This is a genomic window from Pseudomonas sp. MWU12-2319, assembly GCF_023242525.1.
GTDB lineage: Bacteria > Pseudomonadota > Gammaproteobacteria > Pseudomonadales > Pseudomonadaceae > Aquipseudomonas > Aquipseudomonas gingeri_D.
On record NZ_JALJES010000003.1, the window covers coordinates 430,937 to 451,341 of the forward strand.

At 61.3% G+C, this 20,405-nt stretch carries 19 protein-coding genes, 1 tRNA gene and 2 pseudogenes; 16 read left to right on the forward strand and 6 right to left on the reverse strand.

Annotated elements, in window-relative coordinates; genetic code table 11:
- Position 1 precedes the first annotated feature (1 nt).
- The 4 genes from M5C01_RS07375 to M5C01_RS07390 all read right to left on the reverse strand — a co-directional run bounded on the left by M5C01_RS07375 (position 2) and on the right by M5C01_RS07390 (position 3,347).
- Positions 2-262 (reverse strand): DUF2164 domain-containing protein, encoded by a 261-nt coding sequence (locus M5C01_RS07375; protein ID WP_100940332.1) that lies wholly within the window; start codon positions 260-262, stop codon positions 2-4.
- Entirely contained in the window at positions 263-901 is a 639-nt protein-coding gene (gene hisH, locus M5C01_RS07380; protein WP_103496799.1) for an imidazole glycerol phosphate synthase subunit HisH, read from the reverse strand.
- Positions 901-1,494 carry an imidazoleglycerol-phosphate dehydratase HisB gene (gene hisB, locus M5C01_RS07385; protein WP_100940330.1) on the reverse strand — a complete coding sequence of 198 codons (594 nt, stop codon included), beginning with the start codon at positions 1,492-1,494 and terminating at the stop codon, positions 901-903. The genes hisH and hisB overlap by 1 nt, the downstream gene beginning before the upstream one ends.
- Before the next feature lie 191 nt (positions 1,495-1,685).
- On the reverse strand, positions 1,686-3,347 hold the full coding sequence (locus tag M5C01_RS07390) for an OFA family MFS transporter (protein WP_152737798.1): 1,662 nt from the start codon (positions 3,345-3,347) through the stop codon (positions 1,686-1,688).
- Positions 3,348-3,688: 341 nt separating this feature from the next.
- Here M5C01_RS07390 and M5C01_RS07395 point away from each other — a divergent pair, with 341 nt between their 5' ends.
- The 10 genes and pseudogenes from M5C01_RS07395 (at position 3,689) to M5C01_RS07440 (ending at position 12,472) form a co-directional block, all read left to right on the forward strand.
- Positions 3,689-4,087 carry an acetyl-CoA sensor PanZ family protein gene (locus tag M5C01_RS07395; RefSeq protein WP_152737799.1) on the forward strand — a complete coding sequence of 133 codons (399 nt, stop codon included), beginning with the start codon at positions 3,689-3,691 and terminating at the stop codon, positions 4,085-4,087.
- A gap of 84 nt (positions 4,088-4,171) precedes the next feature.
- Positions 4,172-6,385, forward strand: coding sequence for an AsmA family protein (locus tag M5C01_RS07400; protein WP_152737800.1), 2,214 nt, complete (start codon positions 4,172-4,174; stop codon positions 6,383-6,385).
- A complete protein-coding gene (gene mutY, locus M5C01_RS07405) occupies positions 6,382-7,449 on the forward strand; it encodes an A/G-specific adenine glycosylase (RefSeq protein WP_152737801.1) in 1,068 nt (355 codons plus the stop codon). The genes M5C01_RS07400 and mutY overlap by 4 nt, the downstream gene beginning before the upstream one ends.
- Positions 7,446-7,718 (forward strand): oxidative damage protection protein, encoded by a 273-nt coding sequence (locus tag M5C01_RS07410; protein WP_100940325.1) that lies wholly within the window; start codon positions 7,446-7,448, stop codon positions 7,716-7,718. The genes mutY and M5C01_RS07410 overlap by 4 nt, the downstream gene beginning before the upstream one ends.
- A 103-nt stretch (positions 7,719-7,821) precedes the next feature.
- Positions 7,822-7,897: transfer RNA gene (locus M5C01_RS07415), tRNA-Phe, on the forward strand.
- A 393-nt stretch (positions 7,898-8,290) separates the two neighbouring features.
- Positions 8,291-9,082: pseudogene (locus M5C01_RS07420) on the forward strand (PDDEXK nuclease domain-containing protein); the annotation flags it as partial.
- Positions 9,083-9,355: 273 nt separating this feature from the next.
- Positions 9,356-10,201: pseudogene (locus tag M5C01_RS07425) on the forward strand (AMP-binding protein); the annotation flags it as partial.
- A gap of 156 nt (positions 10,202-10,357) precedes the next feature.
- A complete protein-coding gene (locus M5C01_RS07430) occupies positions 10,358-11,257 on the forward strand; it encodes a DMT family transporter (RefSeq protein ID WP_152737803.1) in 900 nt (299 codons plus the stop codon).
- Positions 11,258-11,307: 50 nt separating this feature from the next.
- Positions 11,308-12,087: a class I SAM-dependent methyltransferase gene (locus M5C01_RS07435; protein WP_152737804.1), complete on the forward strand. Its 780-nt coding sequence runs from the start codon at positions 11,308-11,310 to the stop codon at positions 12,085-12,087.
- A 13-nt stretch (positions 12,088-12,100) separates the two neighbouring features.
- Positions 12,101-12,472, forward strand: a complete 372-nt coding sequence (locus tag M5C01_RS07440; RefSeq protein WP_152737805.1) for a hypothetical protein — start codon at positions 12,101-12,103, stop codon at positions 12,470-12,472.
- Positions 12,473-12,489: 17 nt separating this feature from the next.
- Here M5C01_RS07440 and M5C01_RS07445 read toward each other — a convergent pair whose 3' ends face one another.
- Positions 12,490-13,911: a PLP-dependent aminotransferase family protein gene (locus M5C01_RS07445; RefSeq protein WP_152737806.1), complete on the reverse strand. Its 1,422-nt coding sequence runs from the start codon at positions 13,909-13,911 to the stop codon at positions 12,490-12,492.
- Positions 13,912-14,068: 157 nt separating this feature from the next.
- Between M5C01_RS07445 and M5C01_RS07450 the strand changes: the two genes are divergently transcribed.
- Positions 14,069-15,022, forward strand: a complete 954-nt coding sequence (locus tag M5C01_RS07450) for an alpha/beta fold hydrolase (protein ID WP_103498924.1) — start codon at positions 14,069-14,071, stop codon at positions 15,020-15,022.
- 36 nt (positions 15,023-15,058) lie between these two features.
- The gene (locus tag M5C01_RS07455) at positions 15,059-15,466 is read left to right on the forward strand and encodes a hypothetical protein (RefSeq protein ID WP_152737807.1); all 408 of its coding nucleotides are present in this window, start codon (positions 15,059-15,061) and stop codon (positions 15,464-15,466) included.
- Between the two features lie 13 nt (positions 15,467-15,479).
- Here the strand turns inward: M5C01_RS07455 and gabP are convergent, their stop codons facing one another.
- Positions 15,480-16,871 (reverse strand): GABA permease, encoded by a 1,392-nt coding sequence (gene gabP, locus M5C01_RS07460; protein ID WP_152737808.1) that lies wholly within the window; start codon positions 16,869-16,871, stop codon positions 15,480-15,482.
- A 527-nt stretch (positions 16,872-17,398) separates the two neighbouring features.
- On the opposite strand from gabP, the gene M5C01_RS07465 reads away from it, so the two are divergent.
- The 4 genes from M5C01_RS07465 (at position 17,399) to M5C01_RS07480 (ending at position 20,389) form a co-directional block, all read left to right on the forward strand.
- Complete coding sequence (locus M5C01_RS07465; protein ID WP_103498926.1) at positions 17,399-18,172, forward strand: ABC transporter ATP-binding protein; 774 nt, start codon at positions 17,399-17,401, stop codon at positions 18,170-18,172.
- 13 nt (positions 18,173-18,185) lie between these two features.
- Positions 18,186-18,941, forward strand: a complete 756-nt coding sequence (locus M5C01_RS07470) for an ABC transporter substrate-binding protein (protein WP_103498927.1) — start codon at positions 18,186-18,188, stop codon at positions 18,939-18,941.
- A gap of 66 nt (positions 18,942-19,007) precedes the next feature.
- Complete coding sequence (locus M5C01_RS07475; RefSeq protein ID WP_152737809.1) at positions 19,008-19,700, forward strand: ABC transporter permease subunit; 693 nt, start codon at positions 19,008-19,010, stop codon at positions 19,698-19,700.
- On the forward strand, positions 19,700-20,389 hold the full coding sequence (locus tag M5C01_RS07480) for an ABC transporter permease (RefSeq protein ID WP_103498929.1): 690 nt from the start codon (positions 19,700-19,702) through the stop codon (positions 20,387-20,389). The genes M5C01_RS07475 and M5C01_RS07480 overlap by 1 nt, the downstream gene beginning before the upstream one ends.
- Positions 20,390-20,405: the final 16 nt, after the last annotated feature.

A 20,405-nucleotide genomic window follows, 5' to 3' on the forward strand; every position in this document is an offset into this window, starting at 1 on the left:
ATCAGTTTTTCTCGAGTGCCCACAGGTCGCTTTCGATGCTTTCGAACCTTTCTTTAAGGTGCGTCTGCACATCGAAAATCGCCCTGTTGTAATAGTGCGGAGCAATTTCACGGGTAAACAGGTCGAGGATTTCAGCCGCTTCGAACGAACCCAGGTCCAGTTCGAAGCGCTCTTCCATGAAGCGCTTGATCTTCTGATTGGCCTCGTTCTCCTGTTCCGGAGTGAGGGTCAGGATAGGCGGCTTGGTCTTCTTCGCGGCCATTTACCAGCGCCCATCCCAGGCGGCGAAGTTCTGCAGCAATTGCAGGCCATGGGTATGGCTTTTCTCCGGGTGGAACTGCACGGCGAAACGCGAGCCCTCGGCCAGCGCCGCAGCGAAGTCGACGCCGTAGTGCCCGCGGCCCACCACCTGCCGCGGGTTACCAGCGGCGATGTAGTAGCTGTGCACGAAGTAGAAGCGCGCCAGGTCCGGGATGTTGTGCCACAGGGGGTGATCCACTACCTGCGTCACCTCGTTCCAGCCCATATGCGGCACTTTCAGATGCTCGCCGTCCTCGTGCTGGTCCTTGGCGAACAGCTTCACCTGGCCAGGAAACAGGCCGATGCAATCGACGCCGGCGTTCTCTTCGCTATGGTCGAGCAAGGCCTGCATGCCGACACAGATGCCAAGGAACGGACGATCCTGGCTGACTTCACGCACCAGGGCGTCGAAACCCAGGCGACGGATCTCGGCCATGCAGTCGCGAATCGCGCCGACGCCGGGGAAAACCACCCGGTCGGCTTCGCGAATCACAGCCGCATCGCTGGTGATCAGCACCTTGCCGGCACCCACATGCTCGAGGGCCTTGGCCACCGAGTGCAGGTTACCCATGCCGTAATCGATAACCGCGACCGTCTGCATTACAGGACGCCCTTGGTCGAAGGCATTTGCCCGGCCATGCGGTCGTCGAGTTCGACGGCCATGCGCAGGGCGCGACCGAAGGCCTTGAACACGGTTTCGATCTGGTGGTGGGTGTTGGTGCCACGCAGGTTGTCGATGTGCAGGCTGACCAGGGCGTGGTTGACGAAGCCCTGGAAGAATTCCTGGAACAGATCGACGTCGAAGCCGCCCACGGTGGCGCGGGTGTAGGGCACGTGCATCTGCAGGCCGGGACGGCCGGAGAAGTCGATGACCACTCGCGACAGCGCTTCGTCCAGCGGCACATAGGCGTGACCGTAGCGACGGATGCCTTTTTTGTCGCCGATGGCTTTGGCAAAGGCCTGGCCCAGGGTGATACCGACGTCTTCCACGGTGTGGTGGTCGTCGATATGAAGGTCGCCCTTGCACTCGATATCCAGGTCGATCAGCCCGTGACGGGCGATCTGGTCGAGCATGTGTTCAAGAAAAGGCACACCGATATCAAATCGGGCCTTTCCGGTGCCATCCAGGTTGATCGAGGCTTTGATCTGGGTTTCCAGAGTGTCGCGCTCGACGGACGCCTTACGTTCGGCCATCACCAGCTCCGCAAAATCATTGGGCGAAAAAGGCAACCATTATAGGGGCGCGGGCGGCAAACAGAAACACGCAAGGTGAACTCCCGGACGGGCTGAATCCAGGCGTGTCGGGGATATACCTGTCAGGACAACTACGAAAGGAGGGTGTGATCACTCCCACGCGCTACGCGGGAATGATCACGATGTACAACTTAGTGGAACAGCACCGCCGTCTTCTGCAGGGTGACCCACACGCCCCACGCCAACGGAATGCCCACCACCAGCCAGGCGGCAACCGCCATCGGCTTGCTGCCCGCAGCGGCTTTCCACTCCAGCACGGTAGTGCTGTCGGCGCCCTTGTCATGACCCAGCGCCTGCTCGGCGGCGAGCTGCGCGTCGGTCATGAAGTACTTGTCGGCCACCGGACGCACCAGCAGGTTGCAGATGAACCCCAGCACCAGCAGGCCGGCGAGGATGTACAAGGTGATGTCGTAGGCCGCGGCGCGCTCGACGCCGATGCTCAACTGATACTCACGCAGGTAGTTCACCAGCACCGGCCCCAGCACCCCGGCTGCCGCCCAGGCGGTCAGCAGGCGACCGTGGATCGCACCGACCATCTGGGTGCCGAACAGGTCCGCCAGGTAAGCCGGCACCGTGGCGAAACCACCGCCGTACATCGACAGGATCACGCAGAACGCCGCCACGAACAGCGCAACGCTGCCCAGATGACCAAGGCTCGGCACCGACGCATAGAGCGCGAAACCCAGGGCGAAGAACACGAAGTAGGTCGCCTTGCGGCCGATATAGTCCGAGAACGACGCCCAGAAGAACCGGCCGCCGATGTTGAACAGGCTGAGCAAACCGGTGAAGCCGGCGGCGATGGCGGCGATCTGGCCCAGTTGCGCGGCGTCCAGCTGGCCGAAGGTCAGGCCGTTGCCGAGCAGTTTGCCGGCGAAGACTTCCTGCAACAATGGCGAAGCCATGCCGAGGATGCCGATACCGGCGGATACGTTCAGGCACAGCACCAGCCACACCAGACGGAACTGCGGGGTCTTCCAGGCCACGCTCACATGCACGTGACGGTGGGTGATCATCGCGTTGCTGCTCTTCTTCACCGGTGCGGTCCAGCCCTCGGGCTTCCAGCCGGTAGGCGGCACGCGGTACGACAGTGCGCCGCCGATCATGAAGACGAAGTAGATCGCCGCCATCACCGCGAAGCTCTGCCACACGCCGACACTGGTAGGCGAAGCGAAGTGGCCCATCAAGGCCGCCGCCAGCGGTGCACCGACCATCGCGCCGCCGCCGAAGCCCATGATTGCCATGCCGGTGGCCATGCCGCGCTTGTCCGGGAACCACTTGATCAGGGTCGAGACCGGCGAGATATAGCCCAGCCCCAGACCGATACCGCCGATCACCCCGGAACCGATCCACATCAGCCAGATCTGGTGGGTATAGACCCCCAACGCGGAAATCAGCAAGCCACCACACCAGCACAGTGCGGACACCACACCGGCCTTGCGCGGACCGGCACGTTCCAGCCAGCCGCCCCAGATCGCGGCCGAGCAGCCGAGGAAAATGAAGAACAGGGTGTAGATCCAGCCGAGCATGGAAATCGGCCAATCACACTGTGACGAGAACACTTGTGAGATAAAGCTCATGTCCGGCGCGCAAGCGACCGGTGCGGTGATGCCCAAGGCCTTGGACAGTGGCAACCAGAACACCGAGAAGCCGTAGGCCATGCCGATGCACAGGTGGATGGCCAGGGCGGCCGGTGGAACCAGCCAGCGGTTGAAACCGGGCTTGGCGATAATGCGCTCTTTTGACAGGAACGCAGGCTCGGCGGCTTGAATGTCCGCCGTAATGCTGGTGCTCATTTGAAGTGTTTCCCCCAATTGAAATGATGAATCGCCGGCCACACATCACTCCCGACCTTGGTGCACGCAGGCATGGCCGTGTTATCGAGTGATGTTTGTTACGCGACAATAGGTCGCAGAAAGACTGACGAAGTGCGAGAGGTTACCATTTACGCATGACAGCACAACCAGACTGATACGCTCTTTATGTAATGCAACTGCTCTGCTTTCCTGTAGGAGCAAGCTTGCTCGCGATCCGCCGCAGGCGGCCATCAGCCGCGAATGCAGATGGCGCCCGAAAGATCGCTATCGCGAGCAAGCCTGCTCCTACGAAACGCCAACCCCGGACGTTCGAGGAATCTATGCCCATCGTTGTCGAGTCCCTCACCGAAGCCACCTACCAGGACCAGCAGGACCTGCAGAAGATCTATCTGGACGCCCCCGCCTGGCTTTTCGCACCGCAAGCCGACGGCCAGCAACTGATCGAGACCGCCCTGGCCGACGGCAGCCTGATCGCCGGGCGCTTCAATGACCGCCTGCTCGGCGCGGCGCGCCTGGAACGGCGGGCGGATCTCTGGCTTTTATCCCAACTTTGCGTCAGAAAAATCACCAGGCGCCGTGGGGTAGCCGAACGACTGGTGGCGGAAGCCGCACGGATGGCCAGGCTGGCCGGCGCGGAACTGCGGCTCCTGGCCCCCGCCGGGCATCTCGAAGCCCAGGCGCTGGCGGCCAAGCTGCGGATTCCCCTGGATCCGCTCTAGGGATCATCCCTGCCCTGTCGCCAGCCCCGTGACGCTATACTCGCGGGCTGAATTTCAAATTCCACTGACTACAAGGACTCGCCCATGAAAGCGTTCGGCAAAATCCTGGGTCTGGGGCTTCTCGGGTTGTTGCTGATCATCGTGGCGGCAGGCTTTGCCCTGACCCACCTGTTCAATCCCAACGACTATAAAAACGAGATTCGCCAGATTGCCCGCGACAAGGCCCACATTGAGCTGACCCTCAATGGCGACATCGGTTGGAGCCTTTTCCCCTGGCTGGGCCTGGAGCTGCACGATGCCAGCGTGGCGACCCTGGTCACCCCGACCCAGCCGTTTGCCGACCTGCAGATGCTCGGCCTGTCGGTGCGCGTCCTGCCGCTGCTGCGTCGTGAAGTGCAGATGAGCGATGTCCGCGTCGAAGGCCTGAACCTGCGGCTCAATCGCGACAAGGACGGCCACGGCAACTGGCAGGACATCGGCCGCCCGGCCCCCGGCGCCAGCATCACCGCGCAGGCCGACAAGGTCGCCGAACCGGCCGGCGCCGAGGCGGAAGAAAAACCCTCGCAGCCGATCCGCCTGGATATCGACAGCCTGACCGTGAACAACGCCCGGATCGAATTCAACGATGAAAAGACCGGCCGCCAGATCACCTCGGAAAGCATCCAGCTGAGCACCGGCGCGGTGCATGACGGCAAGGAAATCCCGGTCAAGTTGACCGCCTTCTTCGGTACCAACCAACCGGTCCTGCGGGCCCGTACCGAACTCAGCGGCAACCTGCGTTTCGACCGCGTGCTCAAGCGCTACCAGTTCGAAGACATGCGCCTCGGCGGCGAACTGACGGGCGATCCGCTGCAAGGCAAGCCGCTGACGTTCTCGGCCCAGGGCCAATTGCTGGTGGATATGCAGGCGAACGTCGCCGAATGGACCAGCCTGAAATTGTCGGCCAACCAACTGCGCGCCCTCGGCGAGCTGAAGGCCAACGACCTGAACAAGACCCCGCAACTCAACGGCACGCTGTCGATTGCCCAACTGGACCTGATGAAGTTTCTCGACAGTATCGGCCAGCCCCTGCCGACCGTCGCCGACGGCAGCCTGAGCAAGGTCGAGCTGGTCACCCACCTCACCGGCACGCCCACCAGCCTGGTGCTGGATGGCCTCAACCTGAAACTCGATGACAGCAACTTCACCGGTCGCATCGCCATCGAGGATTTCGCCAAGCAATCCCTGCGCGTACAGCTCAAGGGCGACAAATTCGACGCCGATCGCTACCTGCCGCCGAAATCGGCCGACGCCAACAGCGCCTCGAAGGTCCGCCAGGCCGATGTACTGAACAGCGAAGCCAACGCCATCGCCAGTAGCTCGCCATTGCCGGAATCCCCGACCAAGGGCGCCTGGAGCAGCGACAAGTTGCTGCCCATCGAACGCCTGCGCAGCGCTGATGTGGACGCCGACCTGAGTTTCGACCAACTGACCCTGAAGAAGCTGCCGATCGGCAACGCCGCCCTCAAGGCCACTGGCCTGGGTGGCGTGCTGACCCTCGGCGACCTGCGCGGCGAGCTCTACAGCGGCAGCTTCAGCGCCAAGGGCAGCCTCGACGTGCGCCCTGACGTGCCGCGCCTGAGCCTGCAAACTCGGCTGAACCGGGTGCCGGTCGAACGTATCCTGCAAGCCCAGGGGCAGAAACCGCCGGTCAAGGGCGCCCTGACCCTCAACAGCGACTTCACTGCCAGCGGCAACAGCCAGAAAGCCCTGATCGACAGCCTCAACGGCACCGCCAGCTTTGTCCTCAACGACGGCCTGCTGCTCAACGCCAACCTCGAACAGCAACTGTGCACCGGCATCGCCACCCTCAACCGCAAGACCCTGAGCGGCGAACCGCGGGGCAAGGACACACCGTTCCAGGACCTCAAGGGCAGCCTGAACCTGCACAACGGCGTGGCCAGCAACCCGGACCTGAAAGTCAACATCCCGGGCCTGAGCGTCAATGGCAACGGCGATATCGACTTGCGCGTGCTGGGCATGGACTACCGCATCGGCATCATCGTCGAAGGCGACAAGAGCGATATGCCGGACCCGGCCTGCCAGGTCAGCGAACGTTTCGCCGGGATCGAATGGCCGCTGCGTTGCCGTGGCCCGCTGGAGCTGGGTGCCAAGGCCTGCCGCATCGACAAGGACGGCCTCGGCCAGGTCGCCGCGCGGCTGGCCGGCAACAAACTGAGCGAGAAAGTTGAAGAAAAGCTCGGCGACAAGGTCAGTCCCGAACTCAAGGACGCACTCAAGGGGCTGTTCAAGCGATGAGAGCCGAGCAGTTTTCCAGCGCCGTGCTGGACTGGTATGACCGTCACGGCCGCCACGACCTGCCCTGGCAACAGGGCATCACGCCCTATCGGGTGTGGGTGTCGGAGATCATGTTGCAGCAGACCCAGGTCAGCACCGTGCTGAACTACTTCGACCGCTTCATGGCCTCGCTGCCGACGGTCGAGGCCCTGGCCGCCGCGCCGGAAGATGAAGTGCTGCACCTGTGGACGGGCCTGGGCTACTACACCCGGGCGCGCAACCTGCAGAAGACCGCGAAGATCGTGGTTGCCGAGCATGGCGGGGAGTTTCCCCGCGACGTCGAGAAACTCACCGAGCTGCCGGGCATCGGCCTGTCCACCGCCGGCGCCATCGCCAGCATCAGCATGGGCCTGCGCGCGGCGATCCTCGACGGCAACGTCAAGCGCGTGCTGGCGCGCTACACCGCCCAGGAGGGTTACCCGGGCGAACCCAAGGTGGCCAAGCAGCTCTGGGCCAACGCCGAGCGCTTTACCCCCGACACCCGGGTGAACCACTACACCCAGGCGATGATGGACCTGGGCGCGACCTTGTGCACCCGCAGCAAGCCCAGCTGCCTGCTCTGCCCGCTGAAAGTCGGCTGTGAAGCCCACATGCTCGGCCTGGAGACCCGCTACCCGATTCCCAAGCCGCGCAAGAGCGTGCCGCAGAAGCGCACGCTGATGCCAATGCTCGCCAACCGCGAGGGCGCCATTCTGCTTTACCGGCGCCCTTCCAGCGGCCTCTGGGGCGGTTTGTGGAGCTTGCCGGAGCTGGACGACCTCGACGACCTGCAGCACCTGGCGGCGCAGCACTCGCTGGAACTGGGCGCGCAACAGGCGTTGCCGAACCTGACCCACACCTTCAGCCACTTCCAGTTGGCCATCGAGCCGTGGCTGGTGCAGGTCGAGGAGCGCGCCCATCACGTGGCCGAGGCCGACTGGCTCTGGTATAACCTCGCCACCCCGCCGCGCCTGGGCCTTGCCGCCCCGGTGAAAAAGCTGCTCAAACGGGCAGCCGACGTTTTGAATGCAGGAGAGTCGTCATGACCCGCACCGTAATGTGCCGCAAGTACCACGAAGAACTGCCCGGCCTTGAGCGCCCTCCGTACCCGGGCGCCAAGGGCCAGGATATTTTCGAACATATTTCGCAGAAAGCCTGGGGCGACTGGTTGAAGCACCAGACCCTGCTGATCAACGAAAAACGCCTGAACATGATGAACGGCGAAGACCGCAAATACATCCAGGGCGAGATGGACAAGTTCTTTTCCGGCGAGGAGTACGCCCAGGCCGAAGGCTACGTTCCGCCGGCCGAATAATCAGGGCTGGAACAGCTTTGGGTCGTAAGCGACGGTAATAATTAAATATTTTTTGAAATCGCGCTTGACGACCCCTCGAAAAACCAGTTTAATGCGCCCCGTTGCCCAGATAGCTCAGTCGGTAGAGCAGGGGATTGAAAATCCCCGTGTCGGCGGTTCGATTCCGTCTCTGGGCACCACTAATTAGTTTCAGGTGGTGTCAACATCATCTGAAAGCCCACAAGAAACCCGCCTAGTGCGGGTTTTTTGTTGCCTGAAAAATCTCGGCACACAGCTAACGTCTCCTCCTCCTGCAAGTCCCCCCCTAAAGAGCTCGCCGAAACCGAGGTAGGGTATTTCGCATTAATTCATAGCCAGCATCAGGAAAGGCTTTAGCCGATTACGCTCAAGCGGCTAAGGAAAAGAAAACTGGTCGCGGAAACACTAGGGCGGACGGTCGCGCACTGAAAACACACGTCAACCGAAATAGAAACTCCCTACAGAACAAGGAAAGCATGGCCTTTTCATAGCAACCGCCAGACAGCTCGATTGCTGCCACCCTCTTCACCCACTCCCAACGAAGAGGACATCTCATGAGCAAAACCATTGCTTCCATCGACCACGACACACAGCTTGCGCCCTTGCTCGACAATCTTGGTGAACTGATTCGCCAGGCCCGACAGCGGGCTCTGCGGGCCGTGGACACGATTCAGGTACAAACCTGCTGGCAAATTGGCCGACATATCGTCGAGTTTGAACAGGCAGGAGCGATAAGGGCCGCCTACGGAAAGCGATTACTGCCAGCCCTGGCCAAAACGCTGACTCGTGAGTTCGGCAGGGGATTCGATGAGCGCAATCTGCGCCACATGCGAGGCTTTTATCAGTACTTTCCAATTTGGAACGCAGTGCGTACCGAATTGAGTTGGACCCACTACCGCACCCTGCTGCGCGTAGAAAGCGAAATTGCCCGCCATTGGTACATGCATGAAACCGCCAACCAGAACTGGACAACGCGCTCCCTGGAACGGCAGATAGGTACTCTGTATTACGAGCGCCTTTTGGCCAGTCGCGACCGTGATGCCGTGCAGGACGAAGCAACTGCCCATATCGACACTCACGAAACCAACCCGAGAGAGTTTGTCCGGGATCCGGTGCTACTTGAATTTCTTGGCTTGCCGAACGGCGGCATTCTGCTGGAGAGCGACCTGGAACAAGCGCTGATCGATCAATTGCAGGACTTCTTTCTGGAACTGGGCAAAGGCTTTGCCTTCGTGGCGCGCCAACAACGCCTGAGCACGGACAGCAAGGACTTCTACATCGACCTGGTGTTCTATAACTACTTGCTCAAATGCTTCGTGATCTTTGATTTGAAACGGGGAGAACTGAGAGCGGAGCTAAATCGCGAACGTGCAGTGGCCACGCAAAAGCTGCTGCGCCAGAAGCGGCAATAGCGTGATTGGCCCCTGCGAAAAATACGCCGCTTGCCTCTCCGGATACCGCCATCCGTATAGCCACGCGCTATCGGCTGACAGACGCCAACGACAACTGTCATGGTCGGCAAACAATACAGTTCGTTGCGCTCACTCCCAACCGTACCGGTACTGGGCCCGCCTGGCTGACTAGTGTGCACCTGTCCTTCAGGCACGCAGGAGCCGAGCATGAATATCGCCAACTGGCTGGATGAAGCCGGCCTTCGATACCCGAAGCGTCCGGCCTTGTTCGAAGGGCAGCAGCTAGTCGCCAACTACGGAGCCTTTGTCGCCCTGGTCCGACACCGGGCCGCTTATCTGATCGACGAGCACGGCATCGCCCCCGGCGATCGGGTCGTGCTGTTCATGAAGAACTGTTGCGAATACCTCGAACTGCTCTACGCCATCTGGTGGGCCGGTGCCGTGGCAGTGCCGATCAACTGCAAGCTGCACCCCGTCGAGGCCGGCTGGATCGTCGGCAACGCCGACGCCCGGCTGATTTTCACCGACGGCGGCCAGGTATTCGCCCCCGAGAGACTCCCCCTGGGGTGCCACGAACTGGATCGAGAGGACATGGGCGCACTCACCTCGATCACTTCGCCGCCGGATACACCTTATCCGCGGCATGCCGACGACCTGGCCTGGCTGTTCTACACCCCCAGCAGCACAGGCGACGCACAGGCGGTGATGCTCAGCCACGGCAACTTGACGGCCATGTCGCAGGACTGTTCGCCCGATCTCGATCCGATCGACGCCGATGAGGTCGTGGTCTATGCCGCACCGATGTCTCACTGCGCCGGGCTCTACAGCCTGATCCATGTGCGTCGGGCCGCTCGCCATGTCGTCCCGCAGTCCCGCGACTTCAAGGCCGATGAACTGTTCGAACTGGCGAGCGGGTTCGGCAATATCTCGCTATTCATGGCCCCCACCATGTTCACGTATATGGTCGAGCAGGCTCGCCTCCAAGGCTACGACGGCAACGGCATCAGGACCATCATCTACGGCGACGCGCCCATCTACCCGACAGACCTGCGCAACGTAGTGCTCAGGAACAACTACGGCGAACTCCTCAAGACGGAGCTGCGCCTGTGGTTGAAGGCCAGTGCAAATGACCCCTCCACGCCCTGAAGAATATGTTCACGGAGACCCGGCCGCCCCGGATCCCTCCCACCACCAAAAGGAGCCGTCAGCATGACGCAAGCCAACGCAGCCAGTTTTCCAGAGACCAAGAGTCAAGACCTGCAAGCCTACTTCCTGGGTCTGATCTCAGTAGCAGCCTTTGCCATGACCCTGCCCGCGGCCAAGATGCTCGCGGGCGATCTGAGCGCCGTCCAGGTCGGGATCTTTCGCTCGGTGATCGCGGCCCTCGCCGCGATTCCCTTTTTGCTCATTGGTCGCGCCAGGCTTCCGAACCGCTCGCAGATCAAGCGCATGCTGCTGACCTCCACCGGGATCGTCTACGGCTTCCCGATCCTCACGGCACTGGGCATGCAGTCTGTGCCCGTCAGCCACGGCGGCGTGGTCCTGGCCGCGTTGCCGTTGTCGACCGCGATCTTCGGCACCCTGATCACCGGCACCCGGCCGTCCAAGGCGTTCTGGGCAGTCTCCAGCCTGGGCTTCCTGGTGGTCATGTCGTACACGGTGATGAAGTCGAATGTTTCCGACATCTACATCGGTGACCTCGCCTTGCTCGGCGCCGTTGCCCTGGCGGGCTTCGGCTATGCCCAGGGCGGCGCGCTGTCCAAGGAACTGCCGGGCTGGCAGGTGATGTGCTGGACCCTGGTCATCAGCCTGCCGGTGCTGCTGCCGGCCAGCCTGTGGCTCTTCGACAGCAACACCATCGCCCACCTGCCGGGCACCGGCGTCGCCGCCCTGCTGTTCCTGGCGCTGGTCAACTCGCTGCTGGGCTTCTTTTCCTGGAACCGTGCCCTCGCACTCGGTGGTATCCAGCGGATCAGCCAGTTGCAGTTGCTGCAACCGTTCTTCACCTTCGGCTTCTCGATCTGGTTGATGGGCGAAACCTGGAACTGGCTGACACCATTAGTCTGCGCTATTGTCATCATCTTGGTCTGGGTGTCCAAACGTACCTGACTCCTCGCCCGGTGGCCGCGCCGCCCTCGCCCTAGAATGGAATCTTGAGCATGACTTCTTCGACATCTTTTTGTCAGAGCGGTGAATCGCAGCAAAGGGGGGCAGCGCGGGATGAACGTGACATCCATTTTACAGACCATACTGCCAGGGCAATCCTTGAACTGCTGGCACCCAAGCCCGGCGAACTGCTCCTCGATATCGGCTGCGGCGACGGCTACCTGAGCGAACAACTCCAACGCGACGGGCATCAGGTGGTGGGGTTCGACAACGACCCAGGACTGGTCTCGGCAGCCCGGTCCAGAGGGCTGGAGGTACGTCATGGCAATGCCGAACAGTTGTACTTCTACCAGGAGTTCGACGCGGTCCTGAGCTATGACGCACTGCACTGGATGCAGCGCTCGGACCAGGTGGCCATCGGGATCTATGAAGCCCTGAAACCAGGGGGACGTTTTGTCGGCGAATTCGCCGGGGCCGGACACCAGAAAATTCTGCGGCGCGCGCTACGCGACTCACTGGCGCGCAGATCCCTTGACTTCGAAGTCGCCGATCAGCTTTATCTGCCTACCGCCGGGGCTTATCAGCGGGTGCTGGAAAACGCGGGATTCCATGTCAATTCCATTCATTGGTTCGAACGCCCGGTGCCCCTGGATTGCTCGATTGCCCAATGGCTGCAAAGGTTCGGAGCCCACTACCTGGCCCTGCTGCCCGTCGAATCGCAAGATGCGTTTTTGAATGAAGTGACCGAAGAGTTGACTGACGATTTTCTGGACAGCAATGGCCAATGGACACTGGACTGCACATGCCTGCGGTTCAAGGCCGAGAAAAAGTGAACAGGAGCTATCCATGTCGACGAAAACCACTGGGGCTGCACTGAAATCCTTTTATGCCGAGCCCGCCGTGTGGCTGAGCCATGACGGCAGGCCACTGCACTGGATAGAGAACATCAGACTGACCATCAACAACTCGGAAGTGGATGACGAGCTGTGCATTCAGAATCTGCAGGACAGCGATGAGGTCATCATCCTTGAAGGTACCATCTTCTCCTATCAGAACCTGAGCGAAGTCATGAGCCTGGAGCGCTACTTCAAACTCTGGCAGCGCAGCCTCGGCTCGGTCTTCCTCGGCGCCTTCATCCCCCAAGCCCAATATGAAAAGCTCAGCTCGATAATCGAAGCGGCAGGCGGACAGATACTACGCAGCACGACCAACGCCTGAGCTCGCGTGCGACGTTCTCAGGCACCGTGTTCGATGGACAGCACCGACGTGATATGCGCCTGGAGAAAACGCTTGAATCCAGGATGATTGCAGTGGCTGACATTGAAGCGGATGTACTGATCATAATCGCCGGTATTGCTGAACAAGGAACCTGGCGCCAGCAGGATGCCGGCGTGATGGGCCTGTTCGACCAGGTTCGAGATATTCACATACCCCGGCAGACGCCCCCAGAGAAACAGGCCATCGGCGCCGTGCTCGTCAAACACCACCCCACAAGCCCCCAACCACTCCCGCGCCCTTGAGCGCTCCTGCATGACCCGCTGACCCAGCGCATCCAGATGATGCTGATAGCGACCGGACTCCAGGGTGTAGGTGACGATGGTTTCGTCGATAGCCGAGCCGCAGAGCAGATTGTACATTTTCTGCTCGACCAGCCGCTCGACAAAAGCCGGTGGCGCCGCCACATACCCCAGGCGTAGCGCCGGGCTCAGCATCTTGCTGAAACCACTGATATAGAAAGTCCTTTCGCAGCCATCCAGGCTGGCGAGCCGAAGCGTCTGTCGGGACGACAGTACACCGAAAATATCGTCCTCGATGATATGGAAATCATACTGGCGGGCCAGCGACAGCAGCTTGAACCCTTTCTCCGGAGACGTACTGCCGCCGGTGGGGTTGTGCACCAGGGTCTGGGTCAGGAACAGCTTCGGCCGATACTTGATCAGCATCGCTTCCATCGCCGCCAGGTCAGGCCCGTCATCCAGGCGCGGCACTGTGATGATCTTGAAGTCGCGATCCTTGATCAGTTTGAGTTGCAGCAGCAGGTAGCTGGGGTCTTCCACCAGCAGGTAATCCCCGGGTTTCAGGAGAATACTGCGCAGCAGGGAAAACGCATGGGTGGCGCCCATGGTGACCACGATCTGGCTGCTGGAGGCGTTGATATGGACCTCGCGCAATTTGCGCGCAATCACTGCCCGCAGGTCCTGGCTGCCGGCCGCGGGCGCTGGAGTGCTGCAGGAAAGTGTGTTACGAATCAGCCGTCCGGTCACGGAAGCCGGGACCGCGTCGGCCAGCCAGGCCGGTGGCAGGTAGCCTGAGCTGACGGGAATATCGTATTGCGTCGGATCCAGTGCACGAAAGAGAAAACTCGAGTGCTCACTGGAAGGTGGCACCAGCGTGTCAACGTCCTTGAGCGGACCGACCGAATGGCAGGCCAGGATGAAATAGCCCGCCCCCGGACGCGACTCGATGATGTGCTGCGCCACCAGGTCTTCGTAGGCGCTGCTCACCGTGAAGATGCTGACGCCCAATTGCTTGGCCAGCGCACGCACAGACGGGAGTCGCCCGCCCTGGACCCACTGGAAGGATTCGATACGGGCAATGATCGCGTTTCTGATCTGGTCCACCAACAGCGTCTTGCTGTTACGGTCTATCTGGAACATGGCATTCCCTTGTTGAAACAGCCGCAGCCAGCAGGCCAGCGCCTCGTGCACCGATAGAAGCCGCAGTATCAGCCATCAATTTGCCCAGCTGCAAGCACTGTATTGGGGCACCAATAGCGTTCAAGAACAGACACATTCCATGCCTGGAAGCCGTTCAATGACTTCGATCAACTGCCAACCCTGTCTCTCGCCCGACGCCTTGTGCGCCGAGCCCTTTATTGAGCGGGCCGCCGACGGCTTCGCATTGGGCGGATTCGCCTGGCGTCACGGTGACAGCGCTCTCGTCCGTCCCGTGGTGATCATCAATGCCGCGACCTCAGTGCGCTGCCGCCATTACTCGCGCTTTGCCGACTACCTGTTTGCCAACGGCATGGATGTCATCACCTACGACTATCGCGGCATCGGCGAATCGCGGCCGGCGACCCTGCGCGGGCTCAAGGCTTCCTGGACCGACTGGGGCGCGCTGGATTTCGAAGCCATGCTGCAACGGGCGGCGCGCGAATATCCCGGCCAGCCCATCGATGTGGTCGCCCACAGCTTCGGCGGCTGCGCGGTCGGGCTGGCAGCCTCGGGCCAGTTGATTCGCCGGGTGGTCACCGTCGGCGCGCAATTCGCCTATTGGCGCGACTATGCGCCCGCCACCCGCTGGAAGATGTTCGGCAAATGGCACCTGGTCATGCCGCTCCTGACCGGCCTCTACGGCTACTTCCCCGGCAAGCGCCTCGGCTGGCTGGAAGATACCCCGGCCGGGGTGGTGCGGGACTGGAGTACGCCGACCGCCCGCTACGAAAAGCGCCCCAGCGGACGCAAGCTGGCGGCGCTGCCCTTTGCCCGGGTCAAGGCGCAGATCCTCGCGATCAGCCTGACCGACGACCCGTTCGGCACCGTCGCCGCCATCGAACGGCTGCTGGCGTATTTCAGCGCCAGCAGCCGTACTCACCTGCGCATTGCGCCGGAAGATATCGATGAATCAGAGGTGGGGCATTTCGCTTTTTTCCGCAGCCAGTACCAGGAAAAGCTCTGGCCGATTGCGTTGAACTGGCTGGAGAAGGGGGAGTTGCAGGCGGGAGCGCCGGGGAAGATTGGAATTGCGGCGGCTCACGGAGGATAATTGCCTGCTTACCTCTTTGTGAAAGCACCCGAGTCCATGGCATCCCAGAACAAGCAAGACAAACGCGCGCAACGGGCGAAAGCCAAGGCCAAGCAGAACCGCACCCGCCGCGCCAGCGAACCGGTCGAGACGCTGCCGGTGGATGACGACCGGATCGACTTCGCTTCCGTCGACCTGACGGATCTGTTCAAGAGAATGCGTGACGCCGAGCACGGCAGCCAGTTGGCCATGTGCAGCGTGCTCCTGGAGGACCCGCTACTGGAGCTGGTATTGGAGCAGGAAGGTGAGGAAGAAGCGACGGACTTTATCCTTTCGGCACTGATCGAATACCGCCAGTGGTCCACCGAGGCCACCGAGGAAGCGGCCCTGGCCTGGATCGAAAGCCCGGCCTTCCAGGCCGACTATGTGGCGGCTTCGCAGGCGCTGCAGAAAGCCGCCGGCTAACCGCTACAACGCCTCAGCTCAACACCACCCGCCCGGCTTTCTCATGCCGACGACGGCGCGCCACCAGCAGCCCGGCGGCCACCACCAGCACACTGAGCAAGCCCGTGGCGAGAATCTCGACGCGATGGGCTTCCTGGCACAACATCACCGCCAATACCGCCACGATGAACACAATCACCGCCCAGGTCAGCCCCGGGAACAGCCACATCTTGAAGTCGATCTTCTCGCCCTTGGCCATGCGCTGACGGCGCATGCGCAGCTGCGACACCGCAATCACCAGGTACACCAGCAACGCAATGGCGCCGGAACTGGCCAACAGGAACTCGAACACCGCTGCCGGCGCGACATAGTTGGCGAACACCGCCAGGAAGGCCGCCGCCGTCGACAGCATCACCGCCCAATAAGGCGTGCCGCTGGCATTGGTGCGCTTGGACACGGCCGGCGCATCACCGCGCTTGCCAAGGGAAAAGAGCATCCGCGACGCGGTATACAGCGCCGAGTTCAGGCAACTGGTCACCGCCACCAGCACCACCAGGTCAACGATCAGCTTGGCATTCGGGATGCCCATGCGATCCAGCACCACCTGATAGGAACCGACCGCCGCCAGGCTCGGGTCATTCCACGGCACCAGCGCGACCACGATAAAGATCGACACCAGATAGAACAGGCCGATCCGCCAGATCACCGAGTTGGTGGCCTTGGAGATCTGCTTGCCCGGGTCTTTCGATTCAGCCGCGGCAATGGTGACGATTTCCGTGCCCATGAACGAGAACATGGTGGTCAGCATGGCCGCCAATACCGCGCCCAGGCCATTGGGCATAAAGCCCACGGTATCCACCAGATGCGACACGCCACTGACCTGGCTGGTCGGCAGCAGGCCAAAGATCGCCAGCACGCCCAGCACGATGAACGCGATGATCGCAATCACCTTGATCAGCGCGAACCAGAACTCGAACTCACCGTAGTTCTTCACGCTGAACAGGTTGGTCGCGGTCAGCAACAAGGTAATGATCAGGGTAAAGGCCCAGATCGCCACATTGGGGAACCAGGCATGGAGGATGGTCGCGGCGGCGTTGGCCTCCAGCGGGATCACCAACACCCAGAACCACCAGTACAACCAGCCGATGGTGAAACCGGCCCAGTGCCCGATGGCACGGTCGGCGTAGGTCGAAAAGGAACCGGTATCCGGCGAGGCCACGGCCATTTCGGCGAGCATGCGCATCACCAGCACCACCAGGGTCCCGGCCGCGGCGTAAGCCATCAGTACGGCAGGACCGGCTTCGGCGATCGCGTGCCCGGAACCGACAAACAGACCGGCCCCGATCACCCCGGCAATCGACAGCATGGTCACATGCCGCGACTTGAGCCCTTGCTCCAGGTTATTGGAATTATGCGTACTGCTCATTGAGGCTACCTTTGCAATGAAGAGCTCGCCCTACACATCGGAAGACCTTGTTGAAGGAATCCAACGGGGGCGTATTTTATTTTTTACGCAAGATTTGCGCCAAAATGTTACAGGACTCCGGTTTCCGTGGCCTGCACGCCCGACCGAAGGATATTCGTAACCTGTTGAGATTAATGGCTATTTGCCAAGACGTTACCGAGGCACCCAAATTCAGACCTGCCGGTCGCACCAGAAACACTCAAAAAATAGCGTAACGCCCCATTTCAGGGCGAGCCTATGCCCACTCAGCGGGTTTACCCTTCCCACCCTTGGCCAAAGCTGGCACCATCGCGCCCTTTTTTAAGCGACTGCCGAGTCAGGAAGACGGATCAAAGGCTCTTTGGTTGTTGCCGTGGCGACAGACTGCTGTGCCGATGCGACAACCTGTCACCCATCCGTCCTGCACCGGCTTTTCCCTATGCTAGCTTGGCGCTCGCCAGGAAGGCCGCCAATAGCAGGAGCACGACAGAACACAATGAGGACCGCACATGGCTGAGGCCACGCCCGCGCTTGAAATCCGCAACTTGCACAAACGCTACGGTGAGCTGGAGGTACTCAAAGGTATCTCGCTGACCGCCCGCGACGGTGATGTGATCTCGATCCTGGGTTCCTCCGGTTCCGGCAAGTCGACCTTCCTGCGCTGCATCAACCTGCTGGAGAACCCGCACCAGGGCCAGATCCTGGTCAATGGCGAGGAGCTCAAGCTCAAGGCCGCGAAAAACGGCGAGCTGGTGGCCGCCGACGGCAAGCAGATCAACCGCCTGCGCAGCGAAATCGGCTTTGTGTTCCAGAACTTCAACCTCTGGCCGCACATGAGCATCCTCGACAACATCATCGAAGCCCCGCGCCGGGTGCTCGGCCAGAGCAAGGCCGAGGCCATCGACGTGGCCGAAGCGCTGCTGGCCAAGGTCGGCATCGCCGACAAGCGCCACGCCTACCCCTCGCAACTGTCCGGCGGCCAGCAACAGCGCGCGGCCATCGCCCGCACCCTGGCCATGCAGCCCAAGGTCATCCTGTTCGACGAGCCGACCTCGGCCCTCGACCCGGAAATGGTCCAGGAAGTCCTCGCTGTAATCCGTGCCCTGGCCGAAGAAGGCCGCACCATGCTGCTGGTCACCCACGAAATGGGCTTTGCCCGCCAGGTGTCCAGTGAAGTGGTGTTCCTGCACCAGGGCCTGGTGGAAGAACAAGGAACCCCGCAGCAGGTTTTCGACAACCCGCTGTCGGCGCGCTGCAAACAATTCATGTCCAGCAACCGCTAACGGAGCAACACGTATGCAGACCTACAAAAAATTCCTCCTGGCCGCTGCCGTCTCCATGGCCTTCAGCGCCAGTGCCTTTGCCGAAACCCTGAAAATGGGTATCGAGGCCGCCTACCCGCCGTTCAACAACAAGGATGCCAGCGGCCAGGTCGTGGGCTTCGACAAGGACATCGGCGACGCCCTGTGCGCCAAGATGAAGGTCGAGTGCACGGTCGTGACCTCCGACTGGGACGGGATCATTCCGGCCCTGCAGACCAAGAAGTTCGACTTCCTGATCTCCTCGATGTCGATCACCGAAGAACGCAAGCAGGCGGTCGACTTCACCGACCCCTACTACTCCAACAAGCTGCAATTCATCGCGGCCAAGAAAGACGCCGATTTCAAGACCGACAAAGACTCGCTCAAGGGCAAGATCATCGGCGCCCAGCGCGCGACCCTGGCCGGCAGCTGGCTGGATGACCACCTGGGCGACGACGTCACCATCAAGCTCTACGACACCCAGGAAAACGCCTACCTCGACCTGCAGGCCGGGCGCCTGGATGCCATCCTGGCGGACAAATACGTCAACTATGAATGGCTGAAAAGCGAAGCCGGCAAGCCTTACGAGTTCAAGGGCAACCCGGTGGAAGAAAGCGACAAGATCGGCATCGCCGTGCGCAAGAAGGACGACGAACTGCGTGAGAAGCTGAACGCCGCGCTGAAAGAAATCATCGCCGACGGTACTTACAAGAAGATCAACGACAAGTACTTCCCGTTCAGCATCCTCTGACCTGCCCCGATGGCCGGCACCTCAACGCAAGGTGTCGGCTGTCCCTGGTAAAGCCTGCCTCTGCCCATGAATATCGACCTCTATGGATTCGGCCCGGCGCTCGCCGCCGGCGCGCTGATGACCGTCAAGCTTGCGCTCTGTGCCCTGTGCCTGGGACTGGTGCTCGGGCTGCTCGGCGCCTTGGCCAAGACTTCACCGTACAAACCGCTGCAATGGCTGGGGGGCGCCTATTCGACCCTGGTTCGCGGCATACCGGAACTGCTCTGGGTGCTGCTGATGTACTACGGCACCGTCACATTGATGAGCGCATTGGGCGAGGTGTTCGGTAATCCCGAACTGGCCTTGAACCCGTTCGCCGCCGGGGTGATCGCCCTGGGCCTGTGCTTTGGCGCCTACGCCACGGAAGTGTTTCGTGGCGCGATTTTGGCGATTCCCAAGGGGCATCGGGAAGCGGGGGTTGCCCTGGGCCTGTCCAAGGTGCGGATCTTCACCCGGCTGATCATGCCGCAGATGTGGCGCATCGCCCTGCCGGGCCTGGGCAACCTGTTCATGATCCTGATGAAGGACACCGCGCTGGTGTCGGTGATCAGCCTGGAAGAAATCATGCGCCAGGCGCAGAACGCGGTGCTGTTCAGCAAGTTGCCGTTCACCTTCTACCTGGTGGCGGCCTTTATGTACCTGGGGCTGACCGTCCTGGCCATGACCGGCATGCATTTCCTGGAAAAACGTGCCGCTCGCGGTTTTGTGAGGACCACATAATGGAATGGGAAGTCATCTTCAAATGGCTGCCGAAGTTCTTCCAGGGCGCGGTACTGACCCTGGAACTGGTGGGCATCGCCGTGGTGCTGGGGTTGATCCTGGCGGTGCCGCTGGGTATCGCCCGGGCGTCGAAGCTCTGGTATGTGCGATCCCTGCCCTACGCCTATATCTTCTTTTTCCGCGGGACGCCGCTGCTGGTGCAACTGTTCCTGGTGTATTACGGCCTGGCGCAGTTCGACGCGATTCGCGAGAGCTTTATGTGGCCTTACCTGCGCAACCCGTTCTGGTGTGCGACGGCGACCATGACGCTGCACACCACCGCGTATATCGCTGAGATCCTGCGCGGTGCGATCCAGGCTATTCCGCCGGGGGAGATCGAAGCGGCGCGGGCGCTGGGGATGTCGCGGGCCAAGGCGATGGTCTACATCATCCTGCCGCGCGCGGCGCGGATCGGCTTGCCGGCTTATAGCAACGAAGTGATCCTGATGCTCAAGGCCAGCTCGCTGGCGAGCACCGTGACGCTGCTGGAACTGACCGGCATGACCCGGACCATCATTGCGCGCAACTACCTGACGGTGGATATGTTCTTCACCGCGGGGGTGTTCTACCTGGTGATCTCGTTCCTGCTGGTGCAGGCGTTCAAGCAGGTGGAGCGCTGGATGCGGGTGGATGCCTGCCAGGGGCGGTGACTTGAAGGGCGCGAGG